Annotated in this window: 22 protein-coding genes, 5 tRNA genes, 3 pseudogenes and 1 riboswitch; of the genes and pseudogenes, 14 read left to right on the top strand and 16 right to left on the bottom strand. The window is 72.6% G+C overall.

Going from position 1 to position 25,476, the window contains the following annotated elements; translation table 11 throughout:
- The first annotated feature begins 54 nt into the window (after positions 1–54).
- The 3 genes and pseudogenes from lhgO (at position 55) to ACFW6P_RS04075 (ending at position 3,755) form a co-directional block, all read left to right on the top strand.
- Positions 55–1,259 (top strand): annotated as a pseudogene (gene lhgO / locus ACFW6P_RS04085) (L-2-hydroxyglutarate oxidase).
- 253 nt (positions 1,260–1,512) lie between these two features.
- Positions 1,513–2,355, top strand: a complete 843-nt coding sequence (trmB, locus tag ACFW6P_RS04080) for a tRNA (guanosine(46)-N7)-methyltransferase TrmB (RefSeq protein WP_386348787.1) — start codon at positions 1,513–1,515, stop codon at positions 2,353–2,355.
- Between the two features lie 65 nt (positions 2,356–2,420).
- On the top strand, positions 2,421–3,755 hold the full coding sequence (locus ACFW6P_RS04075; RefSeq protein WP_386348790.1) for a PrsW family intramembrane metalloprotease: 1,335 nt from the start codon (positions 2,421–2,423) through the stop codon (positions 3,753–3,755).
- Positions 3,756–3,759: 4 nt separating this feature from the next.
- Here ACFW6P_RS04075 and ACFW6P_RS04070 read toward each other — a convergent pair whose 3' ends face one another.
- The 4 genes from ACFW6P_RS04070 to ACFW6P_RS04055 form a co-directional block, all read right to left on the bottom strand.
- Positions 3,760–3,933, bottom strand: coding sequence for a hypothetical protein (locus tag ACFW6P_RS04070; protein WP_386348793.1), 174 nt, complete (start codon positions 3,931–3,933; stop codon positions 3,760–3,762).
- 114 nt (positions 3,934–4,047) lie between these two features.
- Complete coding sequence (locus ACFW6P_RS04065) at positions 4,048–5,085, bottom strand: M23 family metallopeptidase (RefSeq protein ID WP_386422881.1); 1,038 nt, start codon at positions 5,083–5,085, stop codon at positions 4,048–4,050.
- Between the two features lie 11 nt (positions 5,086–5,096).
- Positions 5,097–5,253: riboswitch (cyclic di-AMP (ydaO/yuaA leader) on the bottom strand.
- Positions 5,254–5,552: 299 nt separating this feature from the next.
- A tRNA-Met gene (locus ACFW6P_RS04060) sits at positions 5,553–5,626 on the bottom strand.
- 67 nt (positions 5,627–5,693) lie between these two features.
- On the bottom strand, positions 5,694–6,824 hold the full coding sequence (locus tag ACFW6P_RS04055; protein WP_386422879.1) for a dihydrofolate reductase family protein: 1,131 nt from the start codon (positions 6,822–6,824) through the stop codon (positions 5,694–5,696).
- Positions 6,825–6,900: 76 nt separating this feature from the next.
- Between ACFW6P_RS04055 and ACFW6P_RS04050 the strand changes: the two genes are divergently transcribed.
- The 3 genes and pseudogenes from ACFW6P_RS04050 (at position 6,901) to ACFW6P_RS04040 (ending at position 9,039) form a co-directional block, all read left to right on the top strand.
- Entirely contained in the window at positions 6,901–7,416 is a 516-nt protein-coding gene (locus ACFW6P_RS04050; protein WP_386422877.1) for a MarR family winged helix-turn-helix transcriptional regulator, read from the top strand.
- 382 nt (positions 7,417–7,798) lie between these two features.
- A pseudogene (ribA, locus tag ACFW6P_RS04045) lies at positions 7,799–8,436 on the top strand (GTP cyclohydrolase II).
- Positions 8,437–8,532: 96 nt separating this feature from the next.
- Positions 8,533–9,039: a MarR family winged helix-turn-helix transcriptional regulator gene (locus tag ACFW6P_RS04040; protein ID WP_386422876.1), complete on the top strand. Its 507-nt coding sequence runs from the start codon at positions 8,533–8,535 to the stop codon at positions 9,037–9,039.
- A 362-nt stretch (positions 9,040–9,401) separates the two neighbouring features.
- Here ACFW6P_RS04040 and ACFW6P_RS04035 read toward each other — a convergent pair whose 3' ends face one another.
- From ACFW6P_RS04035 to ACFW6P_RS04015, 5 genes are all read right to left on the bottom strand, one after another.
- Positions 9,402–10,454 carry a SpoIIE family protein phosphatase gene (locus tag ACFW6P_RS04035; RefSeq protein ID WP_386348804.1) on the bottom strand — a complete coding sequence of 351 codons (1,053 nt, stop codon included), beginning with the start codon at positions 10,452–10,454 and terminating at the stop codon, positions 9,402–9,404.
- Positions 10,454–10,897, bottom strand: coding sequence for an anti-sigma regulatory factor (locus tag ACFW6P_RS04030; protein WP_386348807.1), 444 nt, complete (start codon positions 10,895–10,897; stop codon positions 10,454–10,456). The genes ACFW6P_RS04035 and ACFW6P_RS04030 overlap by 1 nt, the downstream gene beginning before the upstream one ends.
- The gene (locus ACFW6P_RS04025) at positions 10,897–11,256 is read right to left on the bottom strand and encodes an STAS domain-containing protein (protein WP_386349326.1); all 360 of its coding nucleotides are present in this window, start codon (positions 11,254–11,256) and stop codon (positions 10,897–10,899) included. Before ACFW6P_RS04025 ends, ACFW6P_RS04030 begins: the two co-directional genes overlap by 1 nt.
- Positions 11,257–11,369: 113 nt before the next feature.
- Entirely contained in the window at positions 11,370–12,287 is a 918-nt protein-coding gene (locus ACFW6P_RS04020) for an STAS domain-containing protein (protein ID WP_386422874.1), read from the bottom strand.
- Between the two features lie 137 nt (positions 12,288–12,424).
- Positions 12,425–13,594 (bottom strand): PP2C family protein-serine/threonine phosphatase, encoded by a 1,170-nt coding sequence (locus ACFW6P_RS04015; RefSeq protein ID WP_386349329.1) that lies wholly within the window; start codon positions 13,592–13,594, stop codon positions 12,425–12,427.
- Between the two features lie 254 nt (positions 13,595–13,848).
- On the opposite strand from ACFW6P_RS04015, the gene ACFW6P_RS04010 reads away from it, so the two are divergent.
- Positions 13,849–14,343 carry a MarR family transcriptional regulator gene (locus tag ACFW6P_RS04010; RefSeq protein ID WP_386348813.1) on the top strand — a complete coding sequence of 165 codons (495 nt, stop codon included), beginning with the start codon at positions 13,849–13,851 and terminating at the stop codon, positions 14,341–14,343.
- Positions 14,344–14,686: 343 nt separating this feature from the next.
- Positions 14,687–15,535 (top strand): RNA polymerase sigma factor SigF, encoded by an 849-nt coding sequence (locus tag ACFW6P_RS04005; protein ID WP_386422891.1) that lies wholly within the window; start codon positions 14,687–14,689, stop codon positions 15,533–15,535.
- Between the two features lie 1,113 nt (positions 15,536–16,648).
- Here the strand turns inward: ACFW6P_RS04005 and ACFW6P_RS04000 are convergent.
- The 3 genes from ACFW6P_RS04000 to ACFW6P_RS03990 are packed head-to-tail and all read right to left on the bottom strand — an operon-like array spanning position 16,649 to position 18,317.
- Positions 16,649–16,834, bottom strand: coding sequence for a hypothetical protein (locus ACFW6P_RS04000; protein ID WP_386422872.1), 186 nt, complete (start codon positions 16,832–16,834; stop codon positions 16,649–16,651).
- A complete protein-coding gene (locus ACFW6P_RS03995) occupies positions 16,798–18,177 on the bottom strand; it encodes an AAA family ATPase (protein ID WP_386422871.1) in 1,380 nt (459 codons plus the stop codon). Before ACFW6P_RS03995 ends, ACFW6P_RS04000 begins: the two co-directional genes overlap by 37 nt.
- Entirely contained in the window at positions 18,174–18,317 is a 144-nt protein-coding gene (locus ACFW6P_RS03990; RefSeq protein WP_386348818.1) for a hypothetical protein, read from the bottom strand. Before ACFW6P_RS03990 ends, ACFW6P_RS03995 begins: the two co-directional genes overlap by 4 nt.
- Positions 18,318–18,772: 455 nt before the next feature.
- Between ACFW6P_RS03990 and ACFW6P_RS03985 the strand changes: the two genes are divergently transcribed.
- Positions 18,773–19,081, top strand: a complete 309-nt coding sequence (locus ACFW6P_RS03985; RefSeq protein ID WP_386422889.1) for a tyrosine-type recombinase/integrase — start codon at positions 18,773–18,775, stop codon at positions 19,079–19,081.
- Positions 19,003–19,308: pseudogene (locus tag ACFW6P_RS03980) on the top strand (tyrosine-type recombinase/integrase); the annotation flags it as partial. The gene ACFW6P_RS03985 and the pseudogene ACFW6P_RS03980, both read left to right, overlap by 79 nt.
- A 266-nt stretch (positions 19,309–19,574) precedes the next feature.
- Here the strand turns inward: ACFW6P_RS03980 and ACFW6P_RS03975 are convergent.
- The 4 genes from ACFW6P_RS03975 to ACFW6P_RS03960 all read right to left on the bottom strand — a co-directional run bounded on the left by ACFW6P_RS03975 (position 19,575) and on the right by ACFW6P_RS03960 (position 23,378).
- Positions 19,575–19,647, bottom strand: a tRNA-Lys gene (locus ACFW6P_RS03975).
- A 208-nt stretch (positions 19,648–19,855) separates the two neighbouring features.
- Complete coding sequence (locus ACFW6P_RS03970; RefSeq protein WP_386348821.1) at positions 19,856–22,081, bottom strand: DEAD/DEAH box helicase; 2,226 nt, start codon at positions 22,079–22,081, stop codon at positions 19,856–19,858.
- A 316-nt stretch (positions 22,082–22,397) separates the two neighbouring features.
- On the bottom strand, positions 22,398–22,940 hold the full coding sequence (locus ACFW6P_RS03965; protein ID WP_386348823.1) for a hypothetical protein: 543 nt from the start codon (positions 22,938–22,940) through the stop codon (positions 22,398–22,400).
- Between the two features lie 87 nt (positions 22,941–23,027).
- Positions 23,028–23,378, bottom strand: coding sequence for a metallopeptidase family protein (locus ACFW6P_RS03960; protein WP_386349337.1), 351 nt, complete (start codon positions 23,376–23,378; stop codon positions 23,028–23,030).
- Positions 23,379–23,461: 83 nt separating this feature from the next.
- Here ACFW6P_RS03960 and ACFW6P_RS03955 point away from each other — a divergent pair, with 83 nt between their 5' ends.
- The 4 genes from ACFW6P_RS03955 to ACFW6P_RS03940 all read left to right on the top strand — a co-directional run bounded on the left by ACFW6P_RS03955 (position 23,462) and on the right by ACFW6P_RS03940 (position 25,442).
- Entirely contained in the window at positions 23,462–25,081 is a 1,620-nt protein-coding gene (locus ACFW6P_RS03955) for a metallophosphoesterase (RefSeq protein WP_386422869.1), read from the top strand.
- A gap of 80 nt (positions 25,082–25,161) precedes the next feature.
- A tRNA-Glu gene (locus tag ACFW6P_RS03950) sits at positions 25,162–25,234 on the top strand.
- 35 nt (positions 25,235–25,269) lie between these two features.
- Positions 25,270–25,344: transfer RNA gene (locus ACFW6P_RS03945), tRNA-Asp, on the top strand.
- Between the two features lie 24 nt (positions 25,345–25,368).
- A tRNA-Phe gene (locus ACFW6P_RS03940) sits at positions 25,369–25,442 on the top strand.
- The last annotated feature ends 34 nt before the right edge of the window (positions 25,443–25,476 follow it).

Here is a 25,476-nt window from a genome sequence, read left to right as displayed (position 1 = left end):
CGTGGCCGCGCCGGGTGGCGATGTCAGTGGCGCAGTGCACTATCCAGGTGGGAGGTGGTGCTCGTGCGGACCGCACACGACGGTGACGTACTGGTGATCGGCGCGGGGATCGTCGGCCTGTCCACGGCCTACGCGATCACGCGTGCCGCACCGGGCACACGGGTCGTCGTCCTGGAGAAGGAGCCCGGCCCGGCCCGGCACCAGACGGGCCGCAACAGCGGCGTCGTCCACAGCGGCGTCTACTACCGGCCCGGCTCCCTCAAGGCGCGCTACGCGGTGCGGGGCGCCGCGGAGATGGTCGAGTTCTGCGCCGAGTACGGCATCCCGCACGCGGTCACCGGCAAACTGATCGTCGCATCGACCGTGCGGAGCTGCCGCGTCTGCACGCACTCGTGCAGCGCGGCCGGGAGAACGGGATCCCGGTGCGTGAGCTGGGCGGATCCCAGATTCCGGAGTACGAGCCGAAGGTGCGCGGCCTCGCCGCCCTCCACGTCGGCACGACCGGCGTGTGCGACTTCGTCGCGGTCGCCCGGCAGCTGGCCCACGGCTCGGGGGCGGAGATCCGCTACGGCACGAGGATCGTCCGCGTCGACCGCCGGCCCGACCGGGGCGTCGCCGTGCTGACGGCCGCCGGGGACGTCGTACGGGGGCGGGTCCTCGTGAACTGCGCGGGCCTGTACTGCGACGAGATCGCCCGGCTGACCGGGGACGAGCCCGACGCCCGGATCGTGCCGTTCCGCGGCGAGTACTACGAGCTGGCCCGGCCCGAGCTGGTCCGGGGGCTGGTCTACCCCGTGCCGGACCCGGCGTTCCCCTTCCTCGGGGTGCACCTCACGCGCGGCATCGACGGGAGCGTCCACATCGGGCCCAACGCCGTACCCGCCCTGGCCCGCGAGGGCTACGGGTGGGGCACGGTCCGGCCGCGCGAGCTCGGGGCGACGCTGGCCTGGCCGGGCTCCTGGCGGATCGCGCGGCGGCACTGGCGGTACGGGGCCGGAGAGATGCGGCGGTCGCTGTCCAAGGGCGCGTTCACGGAGGCGGTGCGGCGGCTGCTGCCCGAGGTGTCCGAGGACGACCTGGTGGCGACGGCCGCCGGGGTGCGGGCCCAGGCCGTGCTGAGGGACGGCACCCTGGTCGACGACTTCCTGATCCGCGAGGGGCCTCGGGCGGTGCACGTCCTCAACGCCCCGTCGCCCGCCGCCACGGCGTCCCTGCCGATCGGGCGCGAGGTGGCGAGGCGGGCGCTGAGCGCACTGTGACGGAGCCCCGCGTCCGAGGCCGCCGAGGCGGCGAAGGGCCCGCGGCCCGGCATCGGCGAGCGCCGCCGACCCGGTCGCGGGGCTCGCGCACCGGCGCCCACGCGCCCCGGCGGGGACGACTCCCCCGCAGCAGCCGGCCGGAACGGCCCGGCACCCCTCTTCCCTCGCCCCCCGACCACCCACACCCTCGCACAGCCACCGCCCACCCACCGGCACCCGGCGCCCCCTCCCCGGCCGTAAAATCGAGGGCACTGTGTCTGACTCCGCGAACACCTCCGACTCCCACGAGCACGCCCCCGACCCCACCCCCGGCGTGTCCCTCCGGCACACCCGGGCCAAGGGCGAGCCGCGCTTCCCCGACGGGCCGAAGCCCGATCCCGCCGGGTCGCACTTCGAGCGGCGGATCCGGAGTTTCCAGCCCCGGCGGAGCAGGGTGACCTCCGGACAGGCGGACGCGCTGCAGCGTCTCTGGCCCAAGTGGGGCCTCGACATCGACGGGCACGGTCCCCTCGACCTCACCGACCTCTTCGGCAACGACAACCCCGTCGTCCTGGAGATCGGCTTCGGCATGGGCGAGGCCACGGCCCTGATGGCCGCCGCCGACCCCGCCACCAACATCCTCGCCGTCGACGTCCACACCCCCGGCCAGGGCAACCTGCTCAACCTCGCCGACCAGGGCGGCCTGTCCCACATCCGGGTCGGCAACGGCGACGCGATCATCCTGCTCCGCGAGATGCTCACCCCGGACGCCCTCGACGGCCTCCGCGTCTACTTCCCGGACCCCTGGCCCAAGAAGCGGCACCACAAGCGCCGACTGATCCAGCCCGAGTTCCTGTCCCTGGCCGCCACCCGGCTGCGCCCCGGGGCGCTCGTGCACTGCGCCACGGACTGGGAGCCGTACGCCGTGCAGATGCTCGAGGTCCTCACCGCACACCCCCACTTCGAGAACACGCAGGCGGACGGTGGTTTCGCGCCGCGCCCCGACTTCCGCCCGCTGACTCGTTTCGAGGGCCAGGGACTGGACAAGGGACATGTCGTGAACGACCTCCTCTTCCGTCGCGTACCACGCGCGGACCAGCCCTGCACCGGCGTCTGACCGCACCGCACGCCCTGGCACGTCCCGCCTGCGGACAGCGCCCCTCCGTCGTTAGGGTCAATGCCGTGGCCACCTGCCCCCCACAGCCCTACCCCGGCGCTCCCGCCGACGGCGTCCCCGCCGGCGGCGCGCTGCGGCACGCCCACTGGTGGGATCGCCCCTGGGTGCGCTACGGCGGGCTCACCACGCTCCTCGCGATATCCGGGCTGGTGATCCTCGCCCTGGTCCGTGAGGAGACCGGCACGGAAGGGTTCCTCGTCGGGCTCGGACTGGCGCTGCTGCCGGTGCCGCTGCTCATCGCCGCGTTCCGCTGGCTGGACCGGGTGGAGCCGGGCCCCTGGCGCAACCTGGTGTTCTCGTTCGCCTGGGGCGCCTGCGCGGCGGCGCTGATAGCCATCGTCGCCAACAGCTTCGCGACGAGATGGATAGCGACGGCGACCGCGGACCCGGCCGGCGCCGACACCCTGGGCGCGACCGTGATAGCCCCGGTGGTCGAGGAGTCGGCCAAGGCGGCGGCCGTCCTGCTGGTGTTCCTCTTCCGGCGCCGCGACTTCACCGGCATCGTAGACGGGGTGGTGATAGCCGGTGTCACCGCCACCGGCTTCGCGTTCACGGAGAACATCCTCTACCTGGGCACCGCCTTCGGCACCGATCAGCTGACCGGCGGCACCGGCATCGCCTCCGTCACGGCGGCGACGTTCTTCGTGCGCATCGTCATGTCGCCGTTCGCGCACCCCCTCTTCACCGTGCTGACCGGCATCGGCTTCGGCATCGCCGCGCTCTCGGCGCACCGCCGGCACCTGCGCCGGGTCGCCTTCCCGCTGGGCGGGCTGCTGCTGGCGATGGGCATGCACGCGATGTGGAACGGCTCGTCGGCGTTCGGCGAGTACGGGTTCTTCGCGGTGTACGGGGCGTTCATGGTGCCCGTCTTCGGGCTGCTGACATGGCTGGTGATCTGGACGCGGCAGCGCGAGCTGAGGACCGTGCGCACGGAGCTGCCGGCGTACGCGGTGGCGGGCTGGCTGACCCCGGCCGAGCCGTACGCGCTCGGCTCGATGCGGGCGCGCCGCATCGCCCGCCAGTACGCCCGCCGCCACGCCGGGCGGGCGGCGGCCCGGCAGGTCGCGCGGTACGAGGCCTACGCGACGTCCCTCGCGTTCCTGCGGCACCGGGGCCGCCTGGGCCGCGCCGGTGCCGGCTTCGTCGTACGGGAACGGGAACTGCTGCACGAGCTGTGGCGGCGCCGCGAGGTGGCCCGCCCGGCCCTGGACCACGCGGCCCGGGTCACGGCCCCTCCGGTCCCGGTGCCGGCCCCGCCCTGGCCGGTGCCCGGGGTGTACGGGTACGGCCATCCGCAGACGCCGTACCCCGCCCAGCCCTACAACCCCTACCGTTCCTGACGCCTCAGGCCGATGCCGTGGTGAGCCGCTCGGTCTCCGCGTCGGCCGGGACGACCTCGCCCACCCCCAGCAGTGCGGGCGGCCGCTGCACCCTCCGGACGGAGGCGATCGGGGCCACGACCGTCGGCCGGTCGGCGAGCCAGGCGCCGCAGGAGCCGAGCTCGCGTGGAGACGTCATGGTCCACGTCGACGCCGTGGGCGGAAGGGCCCCTTCAGGGAACGGCGAAACCGGCAGCCCTGACGTCGGGGGGGCGTCGTCAGGGCTGCCGGTGCTTCGAACGGCGTGCTCCGCTTACGGGTTGAGGCCCTTGCCCTGCAGCCATGCCATGGGATCGAGGCCGGTCGCGGAACCCCCGGAGTGCACCTCCAGGTGGAGGTGTGCGCCGGTGACGTTGCCGGTGGCGCCGACGCGGCCGATCACATCGCCCGTGCTGACCTTCTGGCCGACGCTGACGCCGATGGACGACTGGTGCGCGTACCAGATCTCGGTGCCGTCGTCGAGGGTGAGGACGGTCTTGTAGCCGTAGGAGCCGCTCCAGCCCGCCTCGGTGATGGTGCCGGTGTGCACCGCCTTGATCGGCGTGCCGGTGGGGGCGGCGAAGTCCAGGCCGGTGTGGTAGCCGGAGGACCAGTAGGCGCCGGCCTGGCCGAAGGACGAGGTGATGGTGTACGAGGAGGTCGGCAGCGTGTACTGCTTGGCGAGGGCGGCGAGCCGCTCGGCCTCGGCCTTCTCGCGGGCCTCCTCCTCGGCCTTCCGCTTGGCCTCGGCGGCCTTGGCCTCGGCCTCCTTCTCCGCCTTGGCTGCCGCGGCCCGGGCGGCCTCGTCGGCGGCGGCCGCGGCCTCTTCGGCGGCCTTGGTGTCGATCTGGTCCTGCTGGTGCTCGACCTGGGCCATGATCCGGGCGCGCAGGGCCTCGCCGGCGCCGCTGGTGCCCTGCTCGCCGCCCGCGACGGTCGTGCCGAGGCTGCTGAGCGGGGTGGTGGAGCCGTCGTCTTCGGAGGTCTCGTCGTCCGAGATGAGGGAACCCACCGAGGGAAGGTCCGGAACGGAGATCGACACCGGCGGCTTGCCGGTCTGGGCGGTGGCCATGCCACCCGCACCCACGGCGGCTATGACGCCGACGCCCAGGACGGTGGAGCTGCGGGCGAGTCCCCCGCCGCGCTGCTTGCTGACACGATGCCGGCCACGGACGGGACGGATGGACTCCGCGGTGGGGTTCCACTCCTGGAACGGGCCCTCGTCGGTGCGGGGGGCGCTGTGGCCGAAGGTCTCGGTCTCGCGCTGGTCCGTCGCGAACGGGGCCATGGGGGCAGGCCGGTTGGACGCCACGTGGGCGTACTCCTTTCCTTCCTTCTCGCCTACCGGGTTAGCTGACGGGTTCGGAGCAGGAAGGTCTCCTACGCGCGTATACCGGCCGTGTTCCCACGGCGGCATCCGCCCGATTCACCCCAAGTGGTGGTTCCCCGGTTCCCTTGCGGGATTCGGCGCGTGCGCACGGAGCCGCCTTCTGTGACGGCTGGGACGACCGCGCTGCGTTATCGAACGTTAATGGACGCGCGGTGCGCATTCCAGCGGTTCCCCTTGATCATCAACCTTTTTTCGCGCGGACTTACCCGTCACGCATGGGCAAATTCGGGCGAGTTGACCGCCTTCATTGCGGCAACTGGTTTTTGACGGTGTGTCAGTTGTTACGCAGAGCGGGGCCGTTCGCTCACCGAGCGTGAGGGAAGGGGGGTGACCGCCGGCGAAAGCACCGAGGGCCGGAACCCTTTCGGATTCCGGCCCTCGGCCTTCAGTAGCGGGGACAGGATTTGAACCTGCGACCTCTGGGTTATGAGCCCAGCGAGCTACCGAGCTGCTCCACCCCGCGTCGTTGTGAGACCAGCATACGCCATGCGCAGGACAGCTCGCGCACACCGGGTCCTCCCGTCAGCCCGTCAGCCCGGCAGGTGCCGGTTGGGCGCCTTGGCCCGTCCCTCGTGCTCGGGGAGGACGACGACCTGCGCCCCTCCGGCCGCCAGCACGCCGCTGCCGTCGGCCTCCGTGACGAACGTGTCCGGCTCGCGCCAGGCCGTGACGACGCGCCGGACACCGGCGTCGAGGATGAGCCGGGCACAGGGTGCGGGACGGGAGGCGCGGCGGGCACAGGGCTCCAGGCTGCTGTAGACCGTGGCGCCGGGGAGCCTGGGGTCGGCCGGGTCGAGTTTGGCCAGGGCCGCCTCCTCGGCGTGCACGACCGGGTCGCCGTTCTCGCGCGAGTGGCCGCGGGCCAGTTCGGTGCCGTCGGCCGCGACCACCACCGCGCCCACGCTGAACGCCGTCCGAGACGGCGGGCACCGCTCGGCCAGGTCGCAGGCCAGGGCCAGCCAGTGGTGGTCGGCGGCGGCCGGGAGGGAGCCGGTGCCCGGGGCGGTCGGCTCGTAGCGCGTGAGGACGACGTCCTCGATCCGCCGGGTCTCCAGCAGCCGCAGCCGCCCGGCCTGGTAGCCGCCCGGGCCGAAGAGGCGGGGCGCCTCCGGATCACCGACGAAGAGCGGGGCGAGGACCAGCTGGAGTTCGTCGGCGAGGCCCTGGGTGAGCAGCTGGGTGTGGATCAGGCCGCCGCCCTCGACCATGAGCCGCCGTACGCCGCGCACGTCGTGCAGGTGGGTCAGGAGCCGCCGCCAGTCGAGGCCGGCGCCGAGGGGGACGACGTCGGCGGCCAGACGGAGGGCGCGGGCGCGGTCGGCGCCGCGGTCGGTCGTGTAGAGGACCTTCTCGCCGCCGGTGTGCCAGAAGCGGGCCTCCGGGTCGAGGTCGCCGGTGCCGCTGACGGTGACCTTGAGCGGATAGGCCGGCTTCCCGGCGGCCGTGCGGGCGGCGCGACGTTCCGGGGAGTTCACCAGGAGCCGCGGGTTGTCGGCACGGATGGTGCCGGCGCCGACCAGGATCGCGTCGACGGATGCCCGGACCTCGTCGACCCGGTCGAAGTCGGCCGGGCTGGACAGCAGCAGGCGTTCGGGGCCGGTGTCGTCCAGGTAGCCGTCGAGGGAGACGGCGGCGGACAGCAGGACGTACGGGTGGGGCATCGACGCTCCGCGGCTGGTCGGGAAGGCGGGACCGGACATTCTTGGTTCAAGTTTGAAACAAACCTGCACTGGTGGCATGACGACTCGCTGGCTCACCCCCGAGGAGCAGCGCGCCTGGCGCGCCTTCATCGCCGCCTCGCTGCTCCTGGAGGACGCGCTCGACCGGCAGCTCCAGCAGGACGCCGGCATGCCGCACCTGTACTACTCCATCCTGTCGGTCCTGTCGGAGTCCGGGGAACGGCGGCTGCGCATGACCGACCTCGCCGAGCAACTGAAGATCACGCGCAGCCGGCTGACGTACGCGGTGACACGGCTGGAGAGGGACGGGATGCTGCGGCGCGAGCCCTGCCCCCACGACAAGCGGGGCAGCGTCGCCGCACTGACCGACGAGGGGTTCGCCCTCCTGGAGCGGGCGGCGCCGGGGCATGTCGAGACCGTGCGGAACAGCCTGTTCGACCGGCTCAGCGAGGAGCAGGTGGGGCAGTTGGAGCAGATCTCCGCGGCGATCGCCCACGGGCTCCAGGAGGACGGGGCGCGGCCGGCCCCGGACGGCGTGCCGTGGCGGCGGAGGTCGTCGTCCGGCTGCGCGTGACGCGCCTCGTATGGGAGCGGGCAGTTGGTCGGGCGAGGTCACCGGGCAGCCCTTGCGCACCATCCCGGCGTCCTTGATCTTCTGCCACTGCCCGGCGGGCATCGTGCGGACCGCCGCGTCGGCGGAGGTGGGCGGATCGGCGGCGTCACCCGTCAGGAATCGGCCGGGTGGGGCGAAGCGGAACCTGCCCGGACCCAGGGCGACGCCGCGTCGAGATCAACCACCACGGCTTCGACGGCAAGGTCCACCGGGGGGTGCTCGTCGCCAAAAGGCCGTTGCCTCAAGTTTCAAGCACAGTGAGGGGTTCTGCTCGTGAATCTGCTTCAAAACTGAAGCAGTACGGCCGTGCAGCCGAACAGGAAACGGAACCCGGAGGCCCCGCATGCCGGACACGCCCGCAATCCTCGCCACCGAGCACTCCCGCGTCCGGGTCCCCCTGCGCTTCCACGACGGCTACGAGGCCGACGCCGAGCTCGTCACCTTCCACGGCCTGGCCGACGGCCGGGAGCACGTGGCGGTCGTCCTGGGCGAGCCGGGCCCGGTGCCGCTGGTGCGGCTGCACTCCGAGTGCCTGACCGGAAACCTGTTCGGCTCGGCCCGCTGCGACTGCGGTCCGCAGCTGCCCGAGGCGGTGGAGCGCATCGCCGAGCGCGGCGGCGTCCTCCTCCACCTCCGCCAGGAGGGCCGCGGCATCGGCCTCTACAAGAAGCTCGACGCCTACGCGCTGCAGAGGGCCTGGACACCTACCAGGCGAACACGGCCCTGGGGCTGCCCGAGGACGCCCGCGACTACACGGCGGCGGCCCAGATGCTCCGGGCCCTCGGCATCGGCGCACTGGACCTGCTCTCCAACAACCCCGACAAGGCCGCCCAGTTGCGCACCCTTGGCGTCGACGTCCGCGAGCGCGTCCCCACCGGGGTCTTCACCACCGCGCACAACGTCCGCTACCTGCGCGCCAAGGTCCTGCAGACCCGGCACACGCTGCCGCTCGCCGCACTGGCGGAGCTGAACGCGGGCTGACCCGGCGCCGGCTGCTTGCACCTCCATTCCCCGGGTACAGCCTTTGAATGAGGGCGACCTCAGCAGTACCCGGAGCTTATGGAAAGTGATCGTTTCGTGACCGATCTCGGCAGTCCCGGTGACGACCGGGCGAGGAGACCGGGCGATGGCCCGGAAGCCGTCGCGTCACAGATCGCCGATGCCGTGGAGAGCCTCGCGGCACTGTGGTCGTTCGCCGCCCAGAACGCGGCCCTGCGGCTGTCCCTGCACCAGTTGCGGGCCCTGCGCACGCTGCAGGCGACCCCCGGCCTGAACCTCACCGCCCTGGCGGACCGCCTCGGCATCGGGCTGCCCACCGCCAGCCGCCTCTGCGACCGTCTGGCGGCGGCCGGCCTGCTGGAACGCGCCCCGCACCCCGACACCCGCCGCGAGGTCCAGCTGCGGCTCACCCAGACCGGCCATCACGTGCTGAGGGACGTCGCCGGCCGCAGGGTCCAGGCCCTGGCCGCCACCCTGGCGGCCATGGAACCGGCCGAACGGGCGGCGCTGCGCCACGGTTTGCGGAGGTTCCTGGCCGCTCAGAAGGCGGTGCAGCCCCGCCCGGACGGGCCGGGCTCGCCGTAGGAGGCGCCCCGGGTCCGGCGCTGAACCGCGGTCAGGCCCACCTCCGCGATGAACCGGTCAAGCCCACCTGACCCGACGGTCAGTCGCGGTCAGGCCCACCTCCGCGATGAACCGGTCAGGCTCGCCTGGCCCGACGGTGAGTCGCGGTCAGGCCCACCTCCGCGATGAACCGGTCAAGCCCACCTGACCCGACGGTGAATCGCGGTCAGACCCGGCCGGACCTGACGGTGAACCGCGGTGGCACGCCGAACCCGCCCACAGCCCGAGGTCAAGGTCCCCGAACCGGCGCACCCGAGATCAGGCCTCCCGAACCCGCACACAACCCAAGGCCAGACCCCCCCGAACCCGCACACACCCCGAGGTCAGGCTCGGGAGCCGTCGGGATCACCGCCGAGTACCACCACACAGGTGTCGTCCCCCACCGGCCGGGCCGCGCTGCCCGCGTCCCTGAGCACCACCGCGGCCACCAGCCCCGGGTCGCGTCCGAGGAGCACGGCGTCGTCGGGCGGGGACCAGCGCGCGGGCAGGCCGTCGCTGTGGAGGACCAGCAGGCTGTCGTCGTGCCAGGGCTGATGCTGCACGGGCACGGACACCGGGGCCCGGGCGCCGACGATGCCCGGCTGGGACAGCAGCGGCCGCCAGGTGCTCCCGGTGCGCAGCCGGGCACCGACGTTGCCGATGCCGGCGAAGTGCAACTGTCCTGAACCCAGGTCGAGTTGGGCGACCGCGACGGCCGCACCCCGGGTGGGGCGCAGGGACGTGCCCAGCTGCCGCAGGATCTCGGAGGGCGACAGGTGCGCCACACCAGGCAGGTCCCGCACGGCCGTCATGGAGGCGTCGGCGGCCTTGGCGCCGTGGCCGAGGCCGTCGGCGAGCAGCAGGGTCAGGCGCTCGCCCGCGCACACCCTGGCCCACGCGTCGCCGGACTGCCCGGCCCGGCCCAGGGGGACGTTGACGCCGCCGACCCGCGGAAACGGCGGGCGCACCCCCCGGACGACGGGGTCGTGGTCGACGCGGGCCACGGCCACCGTGCCCCGGCCCGGGGCGCTGTGCAGGTCGAAGTCGTTCGCTATGCGCTTGCAGGTGCCGAGCCCCGCGCCGAGCGAGGCGACGGTCGTGGTGTAGCCGTCGCGCATCGCCGCCGCCACGTCCGGGATGCCGGGGCCGTGGTCCATCGACACGATCTGCACGGACATGCGCCGGCCGGCGTCGGGGCCGCGCTCGACGAGGTTGATGAGCACGCGCCCGCCGTCGGCGTGCCGCGACAGGTTCGTGGCCAGCTCCGTCGCCACCAGCGCGGCGGCCGCGGTGCGGTGGGGTGCGAGCCCGGCGCAGGCGCTGGCCTCCTCGGTCGCCACCCGGACGTCCCGCACCCGGGTCGAGTCGTCCACCGGGACGTCCCAGACCCTGCTCATCACGACCCCGGCCGGGAGGGCGGTACGGCGGTGGCCCAGGCCGCGACCGTGACGGTGGTCCCCTCACCGGGCCTGCTCTCCACCTCGAACTCGTGGACCAGCCGCTTGGACCCGCTCATGCCGAGCCCCAGGCCGCCGCCGCTGGTGTAGCCGTCGGTCATGGCCTGGTCCAGGTCGCGGATGCCGGGCCCGGTGTCGACGAAGGCCAGCCTCAGCCCCTTCGCCTGGCCGCTCACCAGCGGGGTGATCCGCACATGGCCGCCGCCGCCGTGGACCAGGGTGTTGCGGGCCAGTTCGCTTGCCGCGGTGACGAGTTTGGTCTGCTGCACGAGGCCGAAGCCGAGCTCGGCGGCGGTCTGACGGACCTGTTGCCGTACCCAGGCCAGGTCGGCGTCCGACGCGATCGGCAGGGTGGCCGTGGCCGCCTGGTGGGAGGCCTGCATCACGGGCTCCCCTCGCACTCGGCCTCGGCGAGGAGCTCCATCGCGCGTTCGACGTCCAGGGCGGTGCTGAGCCCGGGCAGCGTCAGCCCCAGCTCGACCAGCGTGATCGCCACCGCCGGGCGCATCCCGGCCAGCACCGTACGGGCCGCCAGGAGCTTCGCCCCGGAGGCGATCTCCGCGAGGACCCGGCCCAGGAAGGAGTCGACGATCTCCACACCGGAGATGTCGATGACGACCCCGTTCACCCGGGTCTGCGAGATGCGGTCCGTGATGTCCTGCTGGAGCTGCTCGGCCATCCCGTCGTGCAACTCGCCCTGCAGGGTGACGAGCAGGATGTCTCCCAGCCGCAGGACCGGCACCGTGAAGGCGTGCCCGGCCGCGGACCCGCCGACCGGGAACCCGTACCCCGCGGCCCCGTGGTCCGCGGCCCCGTGGTCCGCGGATCCGGACGCCACGGGCCCCGCGGCCCCGGTCACCGCGCCCCCGCGTCCGTGGCCCGGCCGGCGGCCCGCAGGGGCGCGATCTCGACGCCCTGCTCGCTCAGCGCGTAGGCCAGGGCGTCCGCCAGGCTCGAGCGCGTGAGGACCGTGCCGAGGTCGATGCCCAGGTGCACGATGGTCTGCGCGATCGCCGGCCGGATGCCGGAGACGATGCACTCGGCGCCCATCAGCCGCGCCGCGGCCACCGTCTTCATCAGGTGCTGGGCGACCAGCGAGTCGACCGTGGGCACGCCGGTGATGTCGAGGATGGCGTACCGGGCGCGCTCGGCGACGATCGCGTTCAGCAGGCTCTCCATGACCACCTGGCTGCGCGCGCTGTCCAGCGTGCCGATCAGCGGTACGGCGACGGTGCCCTCCCAGAGCTTGATGACCGGGGTGGCGACCTCGTGCAGCTGCTCGCGCTGGCGGGCGATGAGCTCCTCGCCCGCGCTGATCGTGGTCTCCATCACGACCAGGCGCAGGGTGCCCATCAGCACGGTCAGCGCCACGACGCACTCCTGCGCCTCGGCCGAGTGCGGGTCCTCGAACTCGGCGCGCAGCAGTTCGGCCGCGGGTTCGCGCAGGGCGGCCACCTCGATGGCGACCCCGTCCAGGTCCAGGCCCGTACGCGCGCGGGAGGCCGCCATCCGGCCCAACTGGTCGCGCACCGCCTCGAATCCGGACGCCCGGATGTCCTCCAGCCGCCCGCCGGCCGCCACCGCCGCCAGCGCGGCGGCCACGGCCCTGCCGGCCTCCACCGCCTCGTCACGTGACACAGTGAAGACGGTGCGGAACAGCGCGGTGTCCGCCCAGCGTTGGGCGATCTGCTCCCGGCGCCGTTCGAGGAAGGCGCTCACCCGGTGCGCGGCCGGCTCCCGTTCAGCGTTCTCTTCCGACACCGACACTTGCATCGCTCCCTTGCACGGACCGGACCGAGGTCGCGCTCGGCACCTCGGCCATTACTTGCCGTATGACAAACATTAGTGCCGACGTACGACACCACCAAACAGTTCTCCGACGACTCCTCGAACTGCGCCTGCCCCGTCCCTCAGCGCCCACGCCAGTCCAGGCACACCACCAGCGCGTCGTCGTCCGCGACGGACGGGCCGCGGTGGCCGGTCAGCTCGCGGAGCACCGCCCGGGGCACCTCGGCGGCCGGGAGCAGCCGGGTGGCCTGGATCGCCCGGGCCAGGGCGGCGTCGCCGTAGGTCTCGCCGCCCGGGGAGGCGACGTCGTAGACGCCGTCGCTGACGAAGACGAGCCGGTCGCCGGGCTCGACGGTGAACTCCTGCGCCACGTAGTCGGTCTCCTCGAACATGCCGAGCGGCAGCTGGGCGTCGAACGCCACCCGCTCCACCGTCCCGGCGCGCAGTCGCAGCAGTCGCGGCGACCCGGCGTCGACGGCCCGGACCCGCCCGGTGGGCAGGTCGAGGTCGAGCATGAGCACGGACAGGTAACAGCGACCCTGGTAGTGGGCGTACACCGCCTGGTCGGCCAGGGCCGCCTGGTCGGCGAGGCAGAGCCCGGCCCGGCGCGCGTTGCGCAGCGCGTTGATCGCGAGGTTGGTCAGCAGGGAGGCCTCTATGCCCTCGCCCATGCCGTTGGTGACGTAGAGGCTGAGGGTGTCGCCCGTGGCGGACCAGTCGAAGTTGTCGCCGAAGATCGCGTACGCCGGTTCCAGCTGGGCGCCCAGCTCGTACTCGGGGCGGGCGCAGGAGCGGCCCGGCAGCAGCTGCCACTGCATCTCGGCGGCGAGCGTGAGCCGGTCCCTGCGGCGGGCCTGGAGGTACAGGTCGGTGTCCCGCTCGGCCACGACCACCTCGTGCGCCAGCACCTCGGCGATCTCGGCCAGTTCACCGAGGCAGCCCTCGGCGTGCGCGCGGCCCGGCAGGGTCACCGACAGCACGCCGAGCCGGTCGCCGCGCACGGAGACCGGCAGGTGCGCGCGCACCGGGCCGTCCGGGCGGCCCGGGAGGGCTTCGACGTAGGGCTCCTGGGCGCCGAAGGCCCGGCCCGCCGGGCTGTTGTGGACGGGCAGCGGTTCGAGGGTGTGCGGCAGCTCGGAGACGGGCTGCAGCACGGTCATGCCGTAGTCGGCCAGGAACAGCTCGACGGAGTCCGCCGCGTACTGATCGGCCAGTACACGGTGGACCGCTTCCAGCAGTTGGTGGGGCGCCGCCGTGCGCAGGGCGCGCTCGGCGGCGACGAATCTCCGCATGGTCGTGGTCACGGTGGTCGAGTCACCATTCCTTCATCGGACGTGAACGGTTCGGGGGGAGCGGACCGGCGAACGGCGGCCGCTCGGACACGGGCCGGGGGGGAGCGAGAGCGACGGCGGGGCGTGCGGCCCTCGGGAGGCCGGCTCGGCGGCCGGCCGCGCTGCCGAGGCCCCGGCCTGCGCCTCCGGGCAGTGGTACCGCCCGGTTTCCGCCCGCCTAGTACGCTGACGGCCATCCCAGTGCCTGCGAGAGAGTGACTGTGACTTCCCTCCGACCCCGCCCTGAGCCCACCGAGGTCGCCCGTGTGACCTCGACGGCCGCGGAGTTGCTGGAAGTCCTGTGGGGCAGGGCCTCCACGGCGCCCGCCTCGGCGTCCCAGCTGCGCGTGCTGCTCATCCTCGAGCACCACGAGGGCATCAACCTGCGCACCCTCGCCGACTCCCTCGCCTCCACGCCGCCCTCGACGAGCCGGCTCTGCGACCGGCTGCAGGCGTCCGGGTTCGTCGAGCGTGTGACGAGCCCGGCCGACCGGCGCGAGGTGCGGCTGCGGCTCAGCAACCGGGGCCGGGCCTTCCTGGTCGATCTGCGGCTGCGCCGGGAAGAGGCGCTGCGCGCGGTGCTCGACCAGATGCCCGCCGACAAGCGGGCCGCGCTGCTGCAGGGACTGGAGGCGTTCTGCGACGCGGCGGCGGCACAGATACACGACGACTCCGGCGATTCCCGCGCGTCCGGCACCCGGACTGCCTGAACTGTTCGTCGCGCCACCGGTTCGTCCTTTCCGGATCCTTCCCGGCACCCGCTCAGCAGGGTTACTTTGTTGCCCCATGGCTATAGTTGTCAAACGACAACTGTCCGCTCGGCCGCCTCCCGGGCCTCCTCTGCCACGCCGCACCGCCCTGCCCTTCCGCTCTCGCCTGCATCGCACCTGTGCGGGTACCCCGACACCGCCGCGACCTGCGCCGCCTGTGGCCTACCTCTCGGCGGGGCGTATGCGGGGCATGGGCGGCCCGGTAGCGGGTAACGGCGCTTGAGGTGGCCTGTGGGGGTAGGAAAGCGGGCCGGAAACAGAGGGAGGGCCCGTGACCGCGACCATGCGCATCGGCACGACGACGGATTCCGCCACCGAGACCGGTGAGGAGCTGCCGCAGATCGCGGAGCCCCAGAAGCTCGCCCCACAAGACGCGCGCGAGCTGACGGGCCAGTTCCTGGAGCGGCTGGCCGTACTGGAGGAGGGCACGCCCGCATACCAGTACGCCCGCAACACGCTCATTGAGATGAACATGTCGCTGGTGCGGTTCGCGGCGCGCCGCTTCCGGGCCGGCGGCCAGTCGATGGAGGACGTCGTCCAGGTCGGCGTCATCGGCCTGATCAAGGCGATCGACCGTTTCGAGGTCTCCCGCGAGGTGCAGTTCACCAGCTTCGCGGTGCCGTACATCATCGGCGAGATCAAGCGCTTCTTCCGTGACACGTCCTGGGCGGTGCACGTGCCGCGCCGGCTGCAGGAGGCCCGTACGGAACTGGCCAAGGCCACGGAGGAACTCGCCTCCCGCCTCGGCCGCTCCCCCAAGGTCGCCGAGCTCGCCGCGCTGATGAACCTCTCCGAGGAAGAGGTCGTCGAGGCCCAGATCGCGTCCAACGGCTACACGTCCTCCTCGCTCGACGCCACCGTCAGCAGCGACGCGGACGAGAGCGACGCGACCCTCTCGGCGTTCATCGGCGAGGAGGACCCGGCCCTCGAACTCGTCGAGAACTTCCACGCCCTGGCCCCCCTCGTCGCCGAACTCGACGAGCGCCAGCGCCTCATCCTCCACCTGCGCTTCGTGGAGGAGCTCACCCAGGCCGACATCGGCGCCCGCCTCGGCATCTCCCAGATGCACGTCTCCCGGCTGCTGTCCCGCACGGTGGCCCGCCTGCGGTCGGGGATGCTCGCCACCGGGTGAGGCCACGGCCCCGCGGCGCCGGGAGACCCGGCGCCGCACACGTCAGTGGGTGAGAGGCTCGTCGGTCCCCGCTCTGCTCCCCTCCGTCAGAGCGGGAGTCGGCCCGTCCGTCCGCGCCGACGCCTGGTGGCGCACGGCCTTCAGACGGGCCCCGGGGCCAACTCCACGCGCAGTGTGTTCTCGTCCACGGCGCCCTTCTCCCTCCGCTCGCGCAGGATGTCCTCCCCGTACAGCGGCGGCGGGTCGAGCGTGAAGGGCGGCTGCTCGCCGGCCTGCGCGGCCGGCCTCCACCGGCGCCCGCCGCCGTACCGCCGCCCGCCCCGACGGCGAGGAACCGCCCCGTCCCGGACATCCGCACCGTGAGCGGGGTCATGTCCTGCGCACCGTCGGACCGCGCGGCCCGCGCCGCCGACTCCAGGTCGGCCACGGTCATGCACCGGCCGGCGTCGGCCGCGTCCGCCGCCTCCTCCGCCGCCAGCAGCTCGCGGAAGACGATCTCCATGAACGGCACCAGCTGCTCGCGGCTCATCCTGCACCAGCTGCTCGCGGCTCATCCGGCGCGAGCGGCCCTCGTGCGTCCAGCCGCGGACCGTGGTCGGGTCCAGCCCGAGCAGGTGAGGGGTCCAGTCCGCGTCGAAGCGGATGTAAGCGCGAGGAAGCGGCGGAGTTTCTGTGCGTGGCGTGCGGCGAGTCCTCGGCGGCGTGCTGCGGCGAGTTCGTCGCGTCGCTTCTTGGCGGCCTGGACGCGGATGCGGGCGGCGGCGATGCGGGCTTGTACCTGCTGCTCGACGTGGGACGTGGGTTCGGTCACGAGGTGCTCCGATCGGTGGTTGTGGCGGATGTGACGTCGCGACTCCGTCCCCGTCCCCTAAAGAGAGGGGGACGGGGGACGGGGTCGCTTGACCGCGTCCGGGACGGAGTCGGGACGGGGTGGGACGGGGTCGCGCTAGGAACCGTTTGTGCAGGTCGGTACGCAAGTGACCCCGTCCCGTGATGTTCCGTCAGGCATCGTTCGGCGGGACGGATTCGCCGGGACGGGGTCGGCAACGCTGTGAACTGCGGAGATACCGTTCTGCCGGAACATGGCGACCAACCACGGGACGGGGTCAGGGATCATGGCTTGCTCTTCGGCGGCAGGCTGTGAAGCGTCGCGTTCCGCGGACCGGTCGTGACCTCCACACGGCCTTCGTGCACGAGCTGGGTGAGCGCTCGGCGGGTGACGCTCGTACGGCCCGACACCAGCGCTTCGATGGCGGTCTTGCTCAGCGGCTCGGTGGCGGCGGCCAGTGCGCCCAGCACAGCCTCTCTCCGGTCCCTGAGTCGGCCTCCTCCTTGGCGTTCTTCTCCTCCTCAGCGGTCATCTCGGCGGGGTCGTCGGGACGCTGGATCGGCGGGTACAGGTGGGCCTCGGCGAAGTCGTCGCTCTCGGACCTGAGCACGAGGTCTGCGAACCAGTGCAGGGGGTTTCTGCCACCGGGGAGCGCGTTCTTACGGACCTGCGCCGGCCGATCCTTGGCAATGCGGAGGCGGCTACGGCCTTCGGTGCCGACACCGAAGGGCCGCACGGCCTCGAGCATGTACTGGACGCCGTTGACGGCGTTCAGCTTGTGGACACCTCCGAGGGCGTACCGGCCCCGGGACTCGCTGCTCTTGACCACGTGGTCCAGGGAGACGACCGCAGCCCCGGTGTCGGCGAGGGGCCGCAGGAACTTGCGACCGAAGGCGGCGATCTCGGAGTTCTCCTTCAGCTCCAGACCGAGCAGGGTCATGGCCTCGGTGACGCCGTCGACGACGACGAGCGTGGCCCGGTACTGCTCTACGCGGCGTGCGACCGCACCTACGACCCCGGGTGTGGGGGCGCTGCCTGGGCGGATGTAGTGGAACCGGGCCCGGATCGTTTCGGGTGCTGCGCCGATCAGCCGCAGGCGGTCGACCACGCCGTCCTCTGAGTCCTCGAAGTCGAGGTAGAAGACGTGGTTGCCGCGGTTGATCTCGATCAGGCAGCAGATCAGTGCCACCCAGGACTTCCCGGCTTCGCTCTCGCCCTGGATGCCGTTGACGCGGCCCGGGTAGAAGAGCCCGATTCCGTCATCACGTGCGCCGACCGTGGCGTTGAGCGGCTTGTGGGAGCCGTCGAGGACGGGGCCGAGGTCGACGTCTTCCCAGTCGGTGGGCGCTGTGCTGGAGCCGGTGACGTACGAGTCCAGGTCGCTGACCACGCTCAGGGCGCCGTCGATGTCCTTGTCCCGCTCCACTCGGGCGAGGGCGCCGCGGAGTTGTGCGGCCAGCTGCTCGCGTACGTGGAGCTGTTGGAGCTGTTCGGCGTGCCATCGTGCGTCGCCAACGGAGTGCTGTCCGAGGGTGCTGAAGACGGGCGGACCGCCGATCCGCTTCAGGTCCTCCTCGGGCATGGCCAGTTGGAGGGCCACATAGTCGGTGGGCTCGCCGGCGGCGATGCGCTGGGAGAGTAGGTCCCAGATGAGGCGCGCGGGAGCGTGGCGCAGCATGCCCGGGTCGATGATTTCGGCGAGGTCGGTGAACTGCTGCGGGTTGAGCAGCGCCGTGCCGACCACGGCCCTCTCCAGGCTGGTGCGCTCGTCGTCCCGCGCGCCCCATGGGGGTGCGCTGTCGTGCTCGGTCACTCGGTGGTGTCCTTGCGGGTGCTGGCGAAGCGGCGCCGGATCTCCCACGTCTGCCAGCCACGGGCGGACAGGTGGCGGATCTCGGCTTTCACCTCGCGGAGGGTGAGCCCGTACGGGTTGTTCAGGAGTGCGTCACGCATGCCGGAGGCCCCGGCGCCGCGGTGGGCGCCAGGGCTTCGGCGAGCGGAGCAGGCAGTCACGCGCCGGCCTCGTAGTCGTCCGCGGCGATCTCGTCGGCCACATCGCTCAGCGCGTCCAGCCGGGCCGCAAAGGCGCGCATCTCCCGCGCGATCTCCCGGGCCTTCGCCGGGGACACCGTGCCGGTCGACGTGCCGCGGTGGAACCACAGCTCGGTGAACCGGCGTCGACCGTGCCGCCGGGCTACGGGACCTGCGCCCGCAGCACGCTGACCGGATGCTGGCCGCGCTGGACGACCGGAAGCGGAAGGCGGCGACCGTGCGCCGGGTCCATGCGACGCTGCGCAGCGCCCTGTCCACGGCCGTACGGCAGCGTCCGGTGACGTTCAACGCGGCGAAGGACGTGGAGCTGCCCAAGGCTCAGCGGCGCAAGGCGCGCCCCGTGGGAGGCCGCAGAGCTGGGCCAGTTCCTGGACTCGATCGGCTCACACCGGCTCGGCGCCCTGTTCGAGACGATCGCCGGTACCGGGACGCGCCGCGGTGAGGCCGTGGGCCTGCGCTGGGACGACATCGACCTGACGCGCCGGGTGATCGTGGTCCGGCAGCAGCTCGTCCAGGAGTCCGGCCGGAAGAAGAACCAGCAGGCGCCGGCACCCCGTGCCCGTGCTGCGCGGCCGGACGCCTCGGGGTGTCCTTCGGCAAGCCGAAGACCGCGTCTGGTGAGGACCGGGTCATCGACCTGGACGAGAACACCGTGGGCGCCCTGATCGCGCACAAGTTGCGCCAGGACGCCGAGCGGGAGGCATGGGGCGACGCGTACGCCGACCACGGGTTGGTGTTCGCCCGGGAGGACGGCAACCCTCTGCGCCCGGACGACGTCACCAAGCTGCTCGGCGCCCTGGTCGACGCGGCCGGCATTCGCCGGGTACGGCTGCACGACCTGCGGCACGGTCAGGCGTCGCTGATGCTCGCGGCCGGGGTGGACATGGCGATCGTGTCCAAGCGCCTCGGGCACTCCACGATCACGATCACGTCGGACACCTACAGCCATCTGCTGGGCGGTGTCGGGCGGGACGCTGCGGACCGTGCTTCGGCGCTCGTCCCGCGCGCCAGGAAGGCAGCGCCGGTCGGGCCAGCAGCGGGCCAGCGTGACCACTTGGTGACCACTTCGCCTACGGATTCCAGCGACGATCAGGCCCCGGAAACGACGGAACCCCCGTCTGACCAGGTCAGCGGAGGTCCCGACCCCGAGGAGTCCGGTAGGCCCTGTGGGACTCGAACCCACAACCAATGGATTAAAAGTCCACTGCTCTGCCAATTGAGCTAAGGGCCCAGGCGATGTTGCCCCCACGAGCATAGCCGGACGACGCCGCGTCTCCGATCGGGTATCGGCCTCACGGCCCTGCCGGAGGGGGAAACAGGCCGACGAGGGGCGGGGATCCGCCGGTTCGGGCGGGTCGGCGCGTCCACCGCCCCCCGGAACGGCGAAGCGCCGTGGCCGCCCTCGCGGGTGCGGCCACGGCGCTCCTCACACCTGTGTGTCAGCCGTTGCGCTTCCAGCGCGGCTTGTCCTCGCGGCGCTGGAAGGAACCGGTGCCACCGCGGTGGTCGTCACGACGGCCGTACGGACGGTCGTGCCCGCCGGAGCGGAAGCCCGGACGGTCGTCCCGGCGGTCGCGGTTGAAAGGACGGTCGCTGCCGCGGTGCCCGCCGCGCTCGTCCCGGCGGAAGCCGCCGCGGTCGCGGTCGCGGTCCCGGTTGACACCGCCCCGGTCGTCACGACGCTCGAACGAACGGCCGCCACGGTCACGGTCGAAGGAGCCACGGCCGGCGCGGTCGCCCCGGTCGTCGCGGCGGAAGCCCGGCCGGTCGCTCCGCTCGCCGCGGTCGGCACGGTCGTCGCGGCGGAAACCCCCGCGGTCGCTCCGCTCGCCCCGGTCGGCACGGTCGTCGCGGCGGAAACCCCCGCGGTCGCGGTCGAAGGAACGCGCGCCACGGTCACGGTCGCGGTCCCGGTTGAAACCGCCCCGGTCGTCACGACGCTCGAACGAACGCGCGCCACGGTCACGGTCGTAGGACCGGCCGCCCCGGTCTCCCCGGTCGCCACGCTCGCCCCGGTCACGGTCGAAGGACCGCTCGCGGTCACGCCCGTACCCGCCGCGGTCGTCACGACGCTCCCGCCGCTCGTACGGAGCGGACGCAGAGGACGCAGAGGACGCGGAGGACGCGGAGGACGCGGAAGACGCGGAAGACGGCACGGACGACGTGGGCGCCTCGGCCCGCTCCTCGCGCTCGACGTCCTTCGCGGTCGGCTGCTCCGGCACCGACACCTCGACACCGGCCGGGACGTCACCGGACTCGGCGACGGCCGCCGCCGGCTCCTCGCCCCGCTCACGCGCGACCCGCGCGAGCAGCCGGTCGGCCTCGTCCCGCAGCTCGCCCGCCCGCCGCTGCGCCCGCTCCAGCTCCTTGGTGAGCTGGGCCACCTCGCGCTCGGCCTGCTGCGCGGCGCTGCCCACCGACTCGGCCTGGACCTCGGTCATGGACCGGGCGCCGGTGATCTCGGCGACCTCCGGGTCGAAGGCGCCGGCGCCCTGGATGATGTGGCGCCCGGCGTCGACGCCCGCGTCCTCCATCAGCCGGAAGATCTGGCGCCGCTGGTGCGGCAGCGACAGGGAGACGACCGTGCCGGTCCGGCCGGCGCGCGCCGTGCGGCCCGCGCGGTGCAGGTAGTCCTTGTGGTCGCCGGCCGGGTCCACGTTCAGCACCAGGTCGATGCCGTCGACGTGGATACCGCGCGCGGCGACGTCCGTGGCGACGAGGACGTTGACGTACCCGTCCTTGAAGTCGGCCAGGGTCCGCGTCCGCGCGCCCTGGGTCATGCCGCCGTGCAGCGCGTCGGCCTTCACACCGGCGTCCCGCAGCTGCTCGGCGACGCGGTCGGCGCCCAGCTGCGTCCGCACGAAGATGATCGTCCGTCCCTTGCGGGAGGCGATCGCGGAGGTGACCGGCGCCTTGTCCTTGGGCTTCACGATCAGGATGTGGTGCGACATGGTCGTCACGGCACCCTGCGCGGCGTCGACCTCGTGGCTGACCGGGTTGTTCAGGTAGCGGTCGACGAGGGTCTTGATCTCGTTCTCCATGGTCGCGGAGAAGAGCATCCGCTGACCGCCCGCCGGGATCTGGTCCAGCAGCTCCGTCACCTCGGGCATGAAGCCCAGGTCGGACATCTGGTCGGCCTCGTCGAGCACGGCGATCTGCACGTTCTCCAGCGAGCAGGCGCCGCGGTTGATGATGTCGCGCAGCCGGCCCGGGGTGGCGACCAGGATGTCGACGCCCTTCTCCAGGGCGTAGATCTGGTTGCCCATCGACGTACCGCCGCAGACGACCTTCATCTTCAGGCCGAGGACGTCGCCGTACGGCTGGAGCGCGTCGGCGACCTGCATGGCGAGCTCGCGGGTCGGCGTGAGGATGACGGCACGCGGCTTGTGCTTCTCGGTCCGGCCGCCGGCCAGCGTGGCCAGGGTCGGCAGACCGAAGGAGAGGGTCTTGCCGGAGCCGGTGCGGCCCCGGCCGAGGATGTCCTTGCCGACCAGGGCGTCCGGGATGGTCGCGGCCTGGATCGGGAAGGGGGTGGTCACGCCGTTCTGCGCGAGCTTGCGCACGACGCCCTCGGGAAGACCGAGGTCCGCGAACGTGGCCTCGGGAGCGTCCTCGACGGCCTCGTTCTCGGGCACGACGACGTGATCAGTACTGGCAATGGACATGCGAATGCGAAACCTTCCGGAGTCTCGTCGGCACGCGCCCGTCAACTCCGTGATTCGCGATTCGCAATACGACCGCCTCAATGCGGTCCACCACGGCAAGGGAGAGTACGCGCCACACGGCGCGCTCTGCGGTGGCGCCGGGCAAGATGGGATCAAACGATCTGCCACCATACGCAGTCCGGGCCCCACAAGGCAAACCCACGGCGCGGACGGCAACAGCGGGAACGCACGGGGGCACGTCCCGGCACCTCTCGACCCCCCGTCCCACGGACAACTTCCCGCCATCCGATGTGACCTACGCAACTCGCCTCCACCCCTACGCCGGCCATCCCGCCTCGGGCGCCGGCTCCCGCTGGACCAGCTGCGGCACCGGCGGCTCGTGCGCCGACGACGAAGGCTCGGGCTTCGCCGTCGGCTCCGGTGACGCCGTCGGTTCCTGCGGCGTCGGTGTGGGCTCCGGCTCGGGCGTCCGCGTGGGGACGGGCGGAGCTGGCGGTTTCGGCGTCGGTCCGGCCGGCTTCCCCGGCTTCTGGCCACCCGTCATGGACGCGCTCGCCTCGGGGGCGGGCGACGCGTCGGGCGACGCCGACTCCTTTCGCCCGCGCTCGCCCTTCTTCCCCTTCGTGCCCTTCTCGCCCTTGCCGCGCCCGTGCCTGCCGTCGGCCGCCGGACCGCGCCCGCCGGCCCCGCCCGACACCACCGACCCGCCGTCCACCCCCTCGCCGGCCCGCTGCGCGGCGGAGCGCGACGGCTTGGCGCTCCCGCCCGCGTCGTCGTCGCCGACGCTCATACAACCGGCGGCAGCGGCGACGGCCACGACCGTGGCGGCCAGGCGGACGGTTACGTACAAGGGGCGCACGGGGCCACCTCCGGGAAGGGTGATGGAGTCAACACCTCCAACTCCCGCCGCCCACAAGAGGACACGCGCCCCGCATTCACAACCCGCTCAGCCGTATCCCAGCGCGTGAAGACGCTCGTCGTCGATGCCGAAGTGGTGCGCGATCTCATGCACCACGGTGATCTCCGTCTCGGCGACGACGTCCTCACGCGACGCGCACATCCGCAGCGTCGGATTCCGGTAGACGGTGATCCGGTCCGGCAGCACACCGGCGTACCACTCACCCCGGTCGGTCAGCGGAGTCCCCTCGTACAGCCCGAGCAGCTCGGGATCGTCCGCCGGCGGCTCGTCCTCCACGAACACCGCGACGTTGTCCATCAGGCGCGTCAGCTCGGGCGGGATCCGGTCCAGCGCCTCGGCGACCAGTTCCTCGAACTCCTCGCGCGTCATCTCCAGCACAGGCCCATTGTCAGCCACGACACCTCCGTACGAGAGCCTCCCGGCGCCGCATACCCGCCCCGGGACATGGGCATACGGGACCAATGGCCCGCGTCCCCGCCGCTGTCCGGAGTGTCCTGAACCCGATCCGCAGAGTCCCGCGCGCCCTGGCCCGCCGCTACCGCTCGCGCCAGGCACCCGCCACGATCGCGCTCGTGCCGCAGCCGCACCCCTGGGCCCGCGCGGCGGGTCTCGTGGCCGTCGTCCTGTGCGGCGCGTGGCTCGGCCTGCTGGTCGTCGGCAACGTCCGGGTCCCGGTCGGCCCCATGAACACGACCATGACCCTGCGCCCCTCCCTCACCGGCGGCACGAAGATCAACATCTCCCCCCTGGGCGCGCTGGAGCTGGACAGCCACGTCGCCCCCGTCCGCCTGGACGTCAACGTCGACCAGCTCGACCCGGACCGCTCCCAGGCCCTGGTCGACCACCCCGAACGCCTCTCCGGCCTCCCGGACGAGGTCACCGACGACGTCGGTCGCGGCACCCTCGACCTGGCCGTACGCTCGGGCGTCGCGGTCGTCGCGGGAGCCACCGCCCTGGGCCTCGTGGTCTACCGCCGGCCCCGCCGCGCCGTGGCCGCCGGCGGACTCGCCCTCGCCCTGCTCGCCGCCTCGGGCGGCACGGCGTACGCCACCTGGCGCCCCGACTCCGTCCTGGAACCCAGGTTCTCCGGACTGCTCACCTCGGCCCCGTCACTGGTCGGCAACGCGCGCAGCATCGTCACGGAGTTCGACGTCTACCAGAAGGAGCTCGCCCGCCTGGTCACCAACGTGACCAAGCTCTACGACGCCACCTCCACCCTCCCCGCCTACGCGCCCGACCCCTCCACCCTCCGGGTGCTGCACGTCTCCGACATCCACCTCAACCCGGCGAGCTGGAAGATCATCGCCTCGCTGGTGGAGCAGTACAAGGTGGACGTGATCGTCGACTCGGGCGACACGATGGACCACGGGACCGCCGCCGAGAACGGCTTCCTCGACCCCGTGGAGCACCTCGGAGCCCCCTACGTCTGGGTGCGCGGCAACCACGACTCGATGATCACCCAGCGCTATCTGGAGGGCCTGGAGAACGTCCACGTCCTGGACGGCGGCCGGGCGAAGACGATCAAGGGGCTGCGCTTCGCCGGGATCGGCGACCCCCAGTTCACCCCGGACCGCTCCCAGCAGGCCGGTGGCGACCGGTCCCAGGAGCTGGCCGGAGCCCGCCTGGCGACGGCCCTGCGCGACCAGAGCGCCGCCGGCACCCCGGTCGACGTGGCCATCGCCCACGAACCGTCGGCGGCCCGCGAGGTCGACGGGACCGTGCCCCTGGTCCTGGCCGGGCACATCCACCACGACGAGATGGAGATCCTGACCTACGGCACACGGCTCCGGATCGAGGGCTCCACGGGCGGCAGCGGACTGCGCGCGATCGAGGGCGAGCACCCGGACCCCATCGAGGCGTCGATCCTCTACTTCGACCGCGACACCCGCCGCCTGCAGGCCTGGGACGAGATCGAACTGGGCGGTCTCGGCCTCACGACAGCCGAGGTCAGCCGCCACCTGGCGGAGGAGAACCAGCCGGGCGCGACCCCCTCCCCGAGCAACTCCCCGAGCAACTCCCCGAGCCCCTCCCCCGGCACCTCCAGGGAGGCCACCCCCTCTCCCGCGCGCCCCTCCCCCTAAACCGTTTTGGCGATAGCTCCCGCCATCCCATATGCTTCTCACGTCCCCGACGCGCTGAGAAGCGCCCAGGCGGGCCGATAGCCCTCATCGTCTAGCGGCCTAGGACGCCGCCCTTTCAAGGCGGTAGCACGGGTTCGAATCCCGTTGGGGGCACGCACCACCCTGTGCGACACTGTCGTACGAAGCTTGGTCCTGTGGAGCAGTTTGGAGTGCTCGCCACCCTGTCAAGGTGGAGGCCGCGGGTTCAAATCCCGTCAGGACCGCTGAGGTTTCACGTGAAACCTCGTGGCTGGGTAGCTCAGTTGGTACGAGCGTCCGCCTGAAAAGCGGAAGGTCGCCGGTTCGACCCCGGCCCCAGCCACCGCAGCCCTGACCAGGGCGTGAGCCCCTCTCCG

The sequence above is a fragment of the Streptomyces sp. NPDC058741 genome, from assembly GCF_042746715.1.
In the GTDB taxonomy this organism is placed as follows: Bacteria; Actinomycetota; Actinomycetes; order Streptomycetales; family Streptomycetaceae; genus Streptomyces.
Note: the sequence above shows the minus strand (reverse complement) of the source record. Positions and strands in the feature narration are given on the sequence as shown.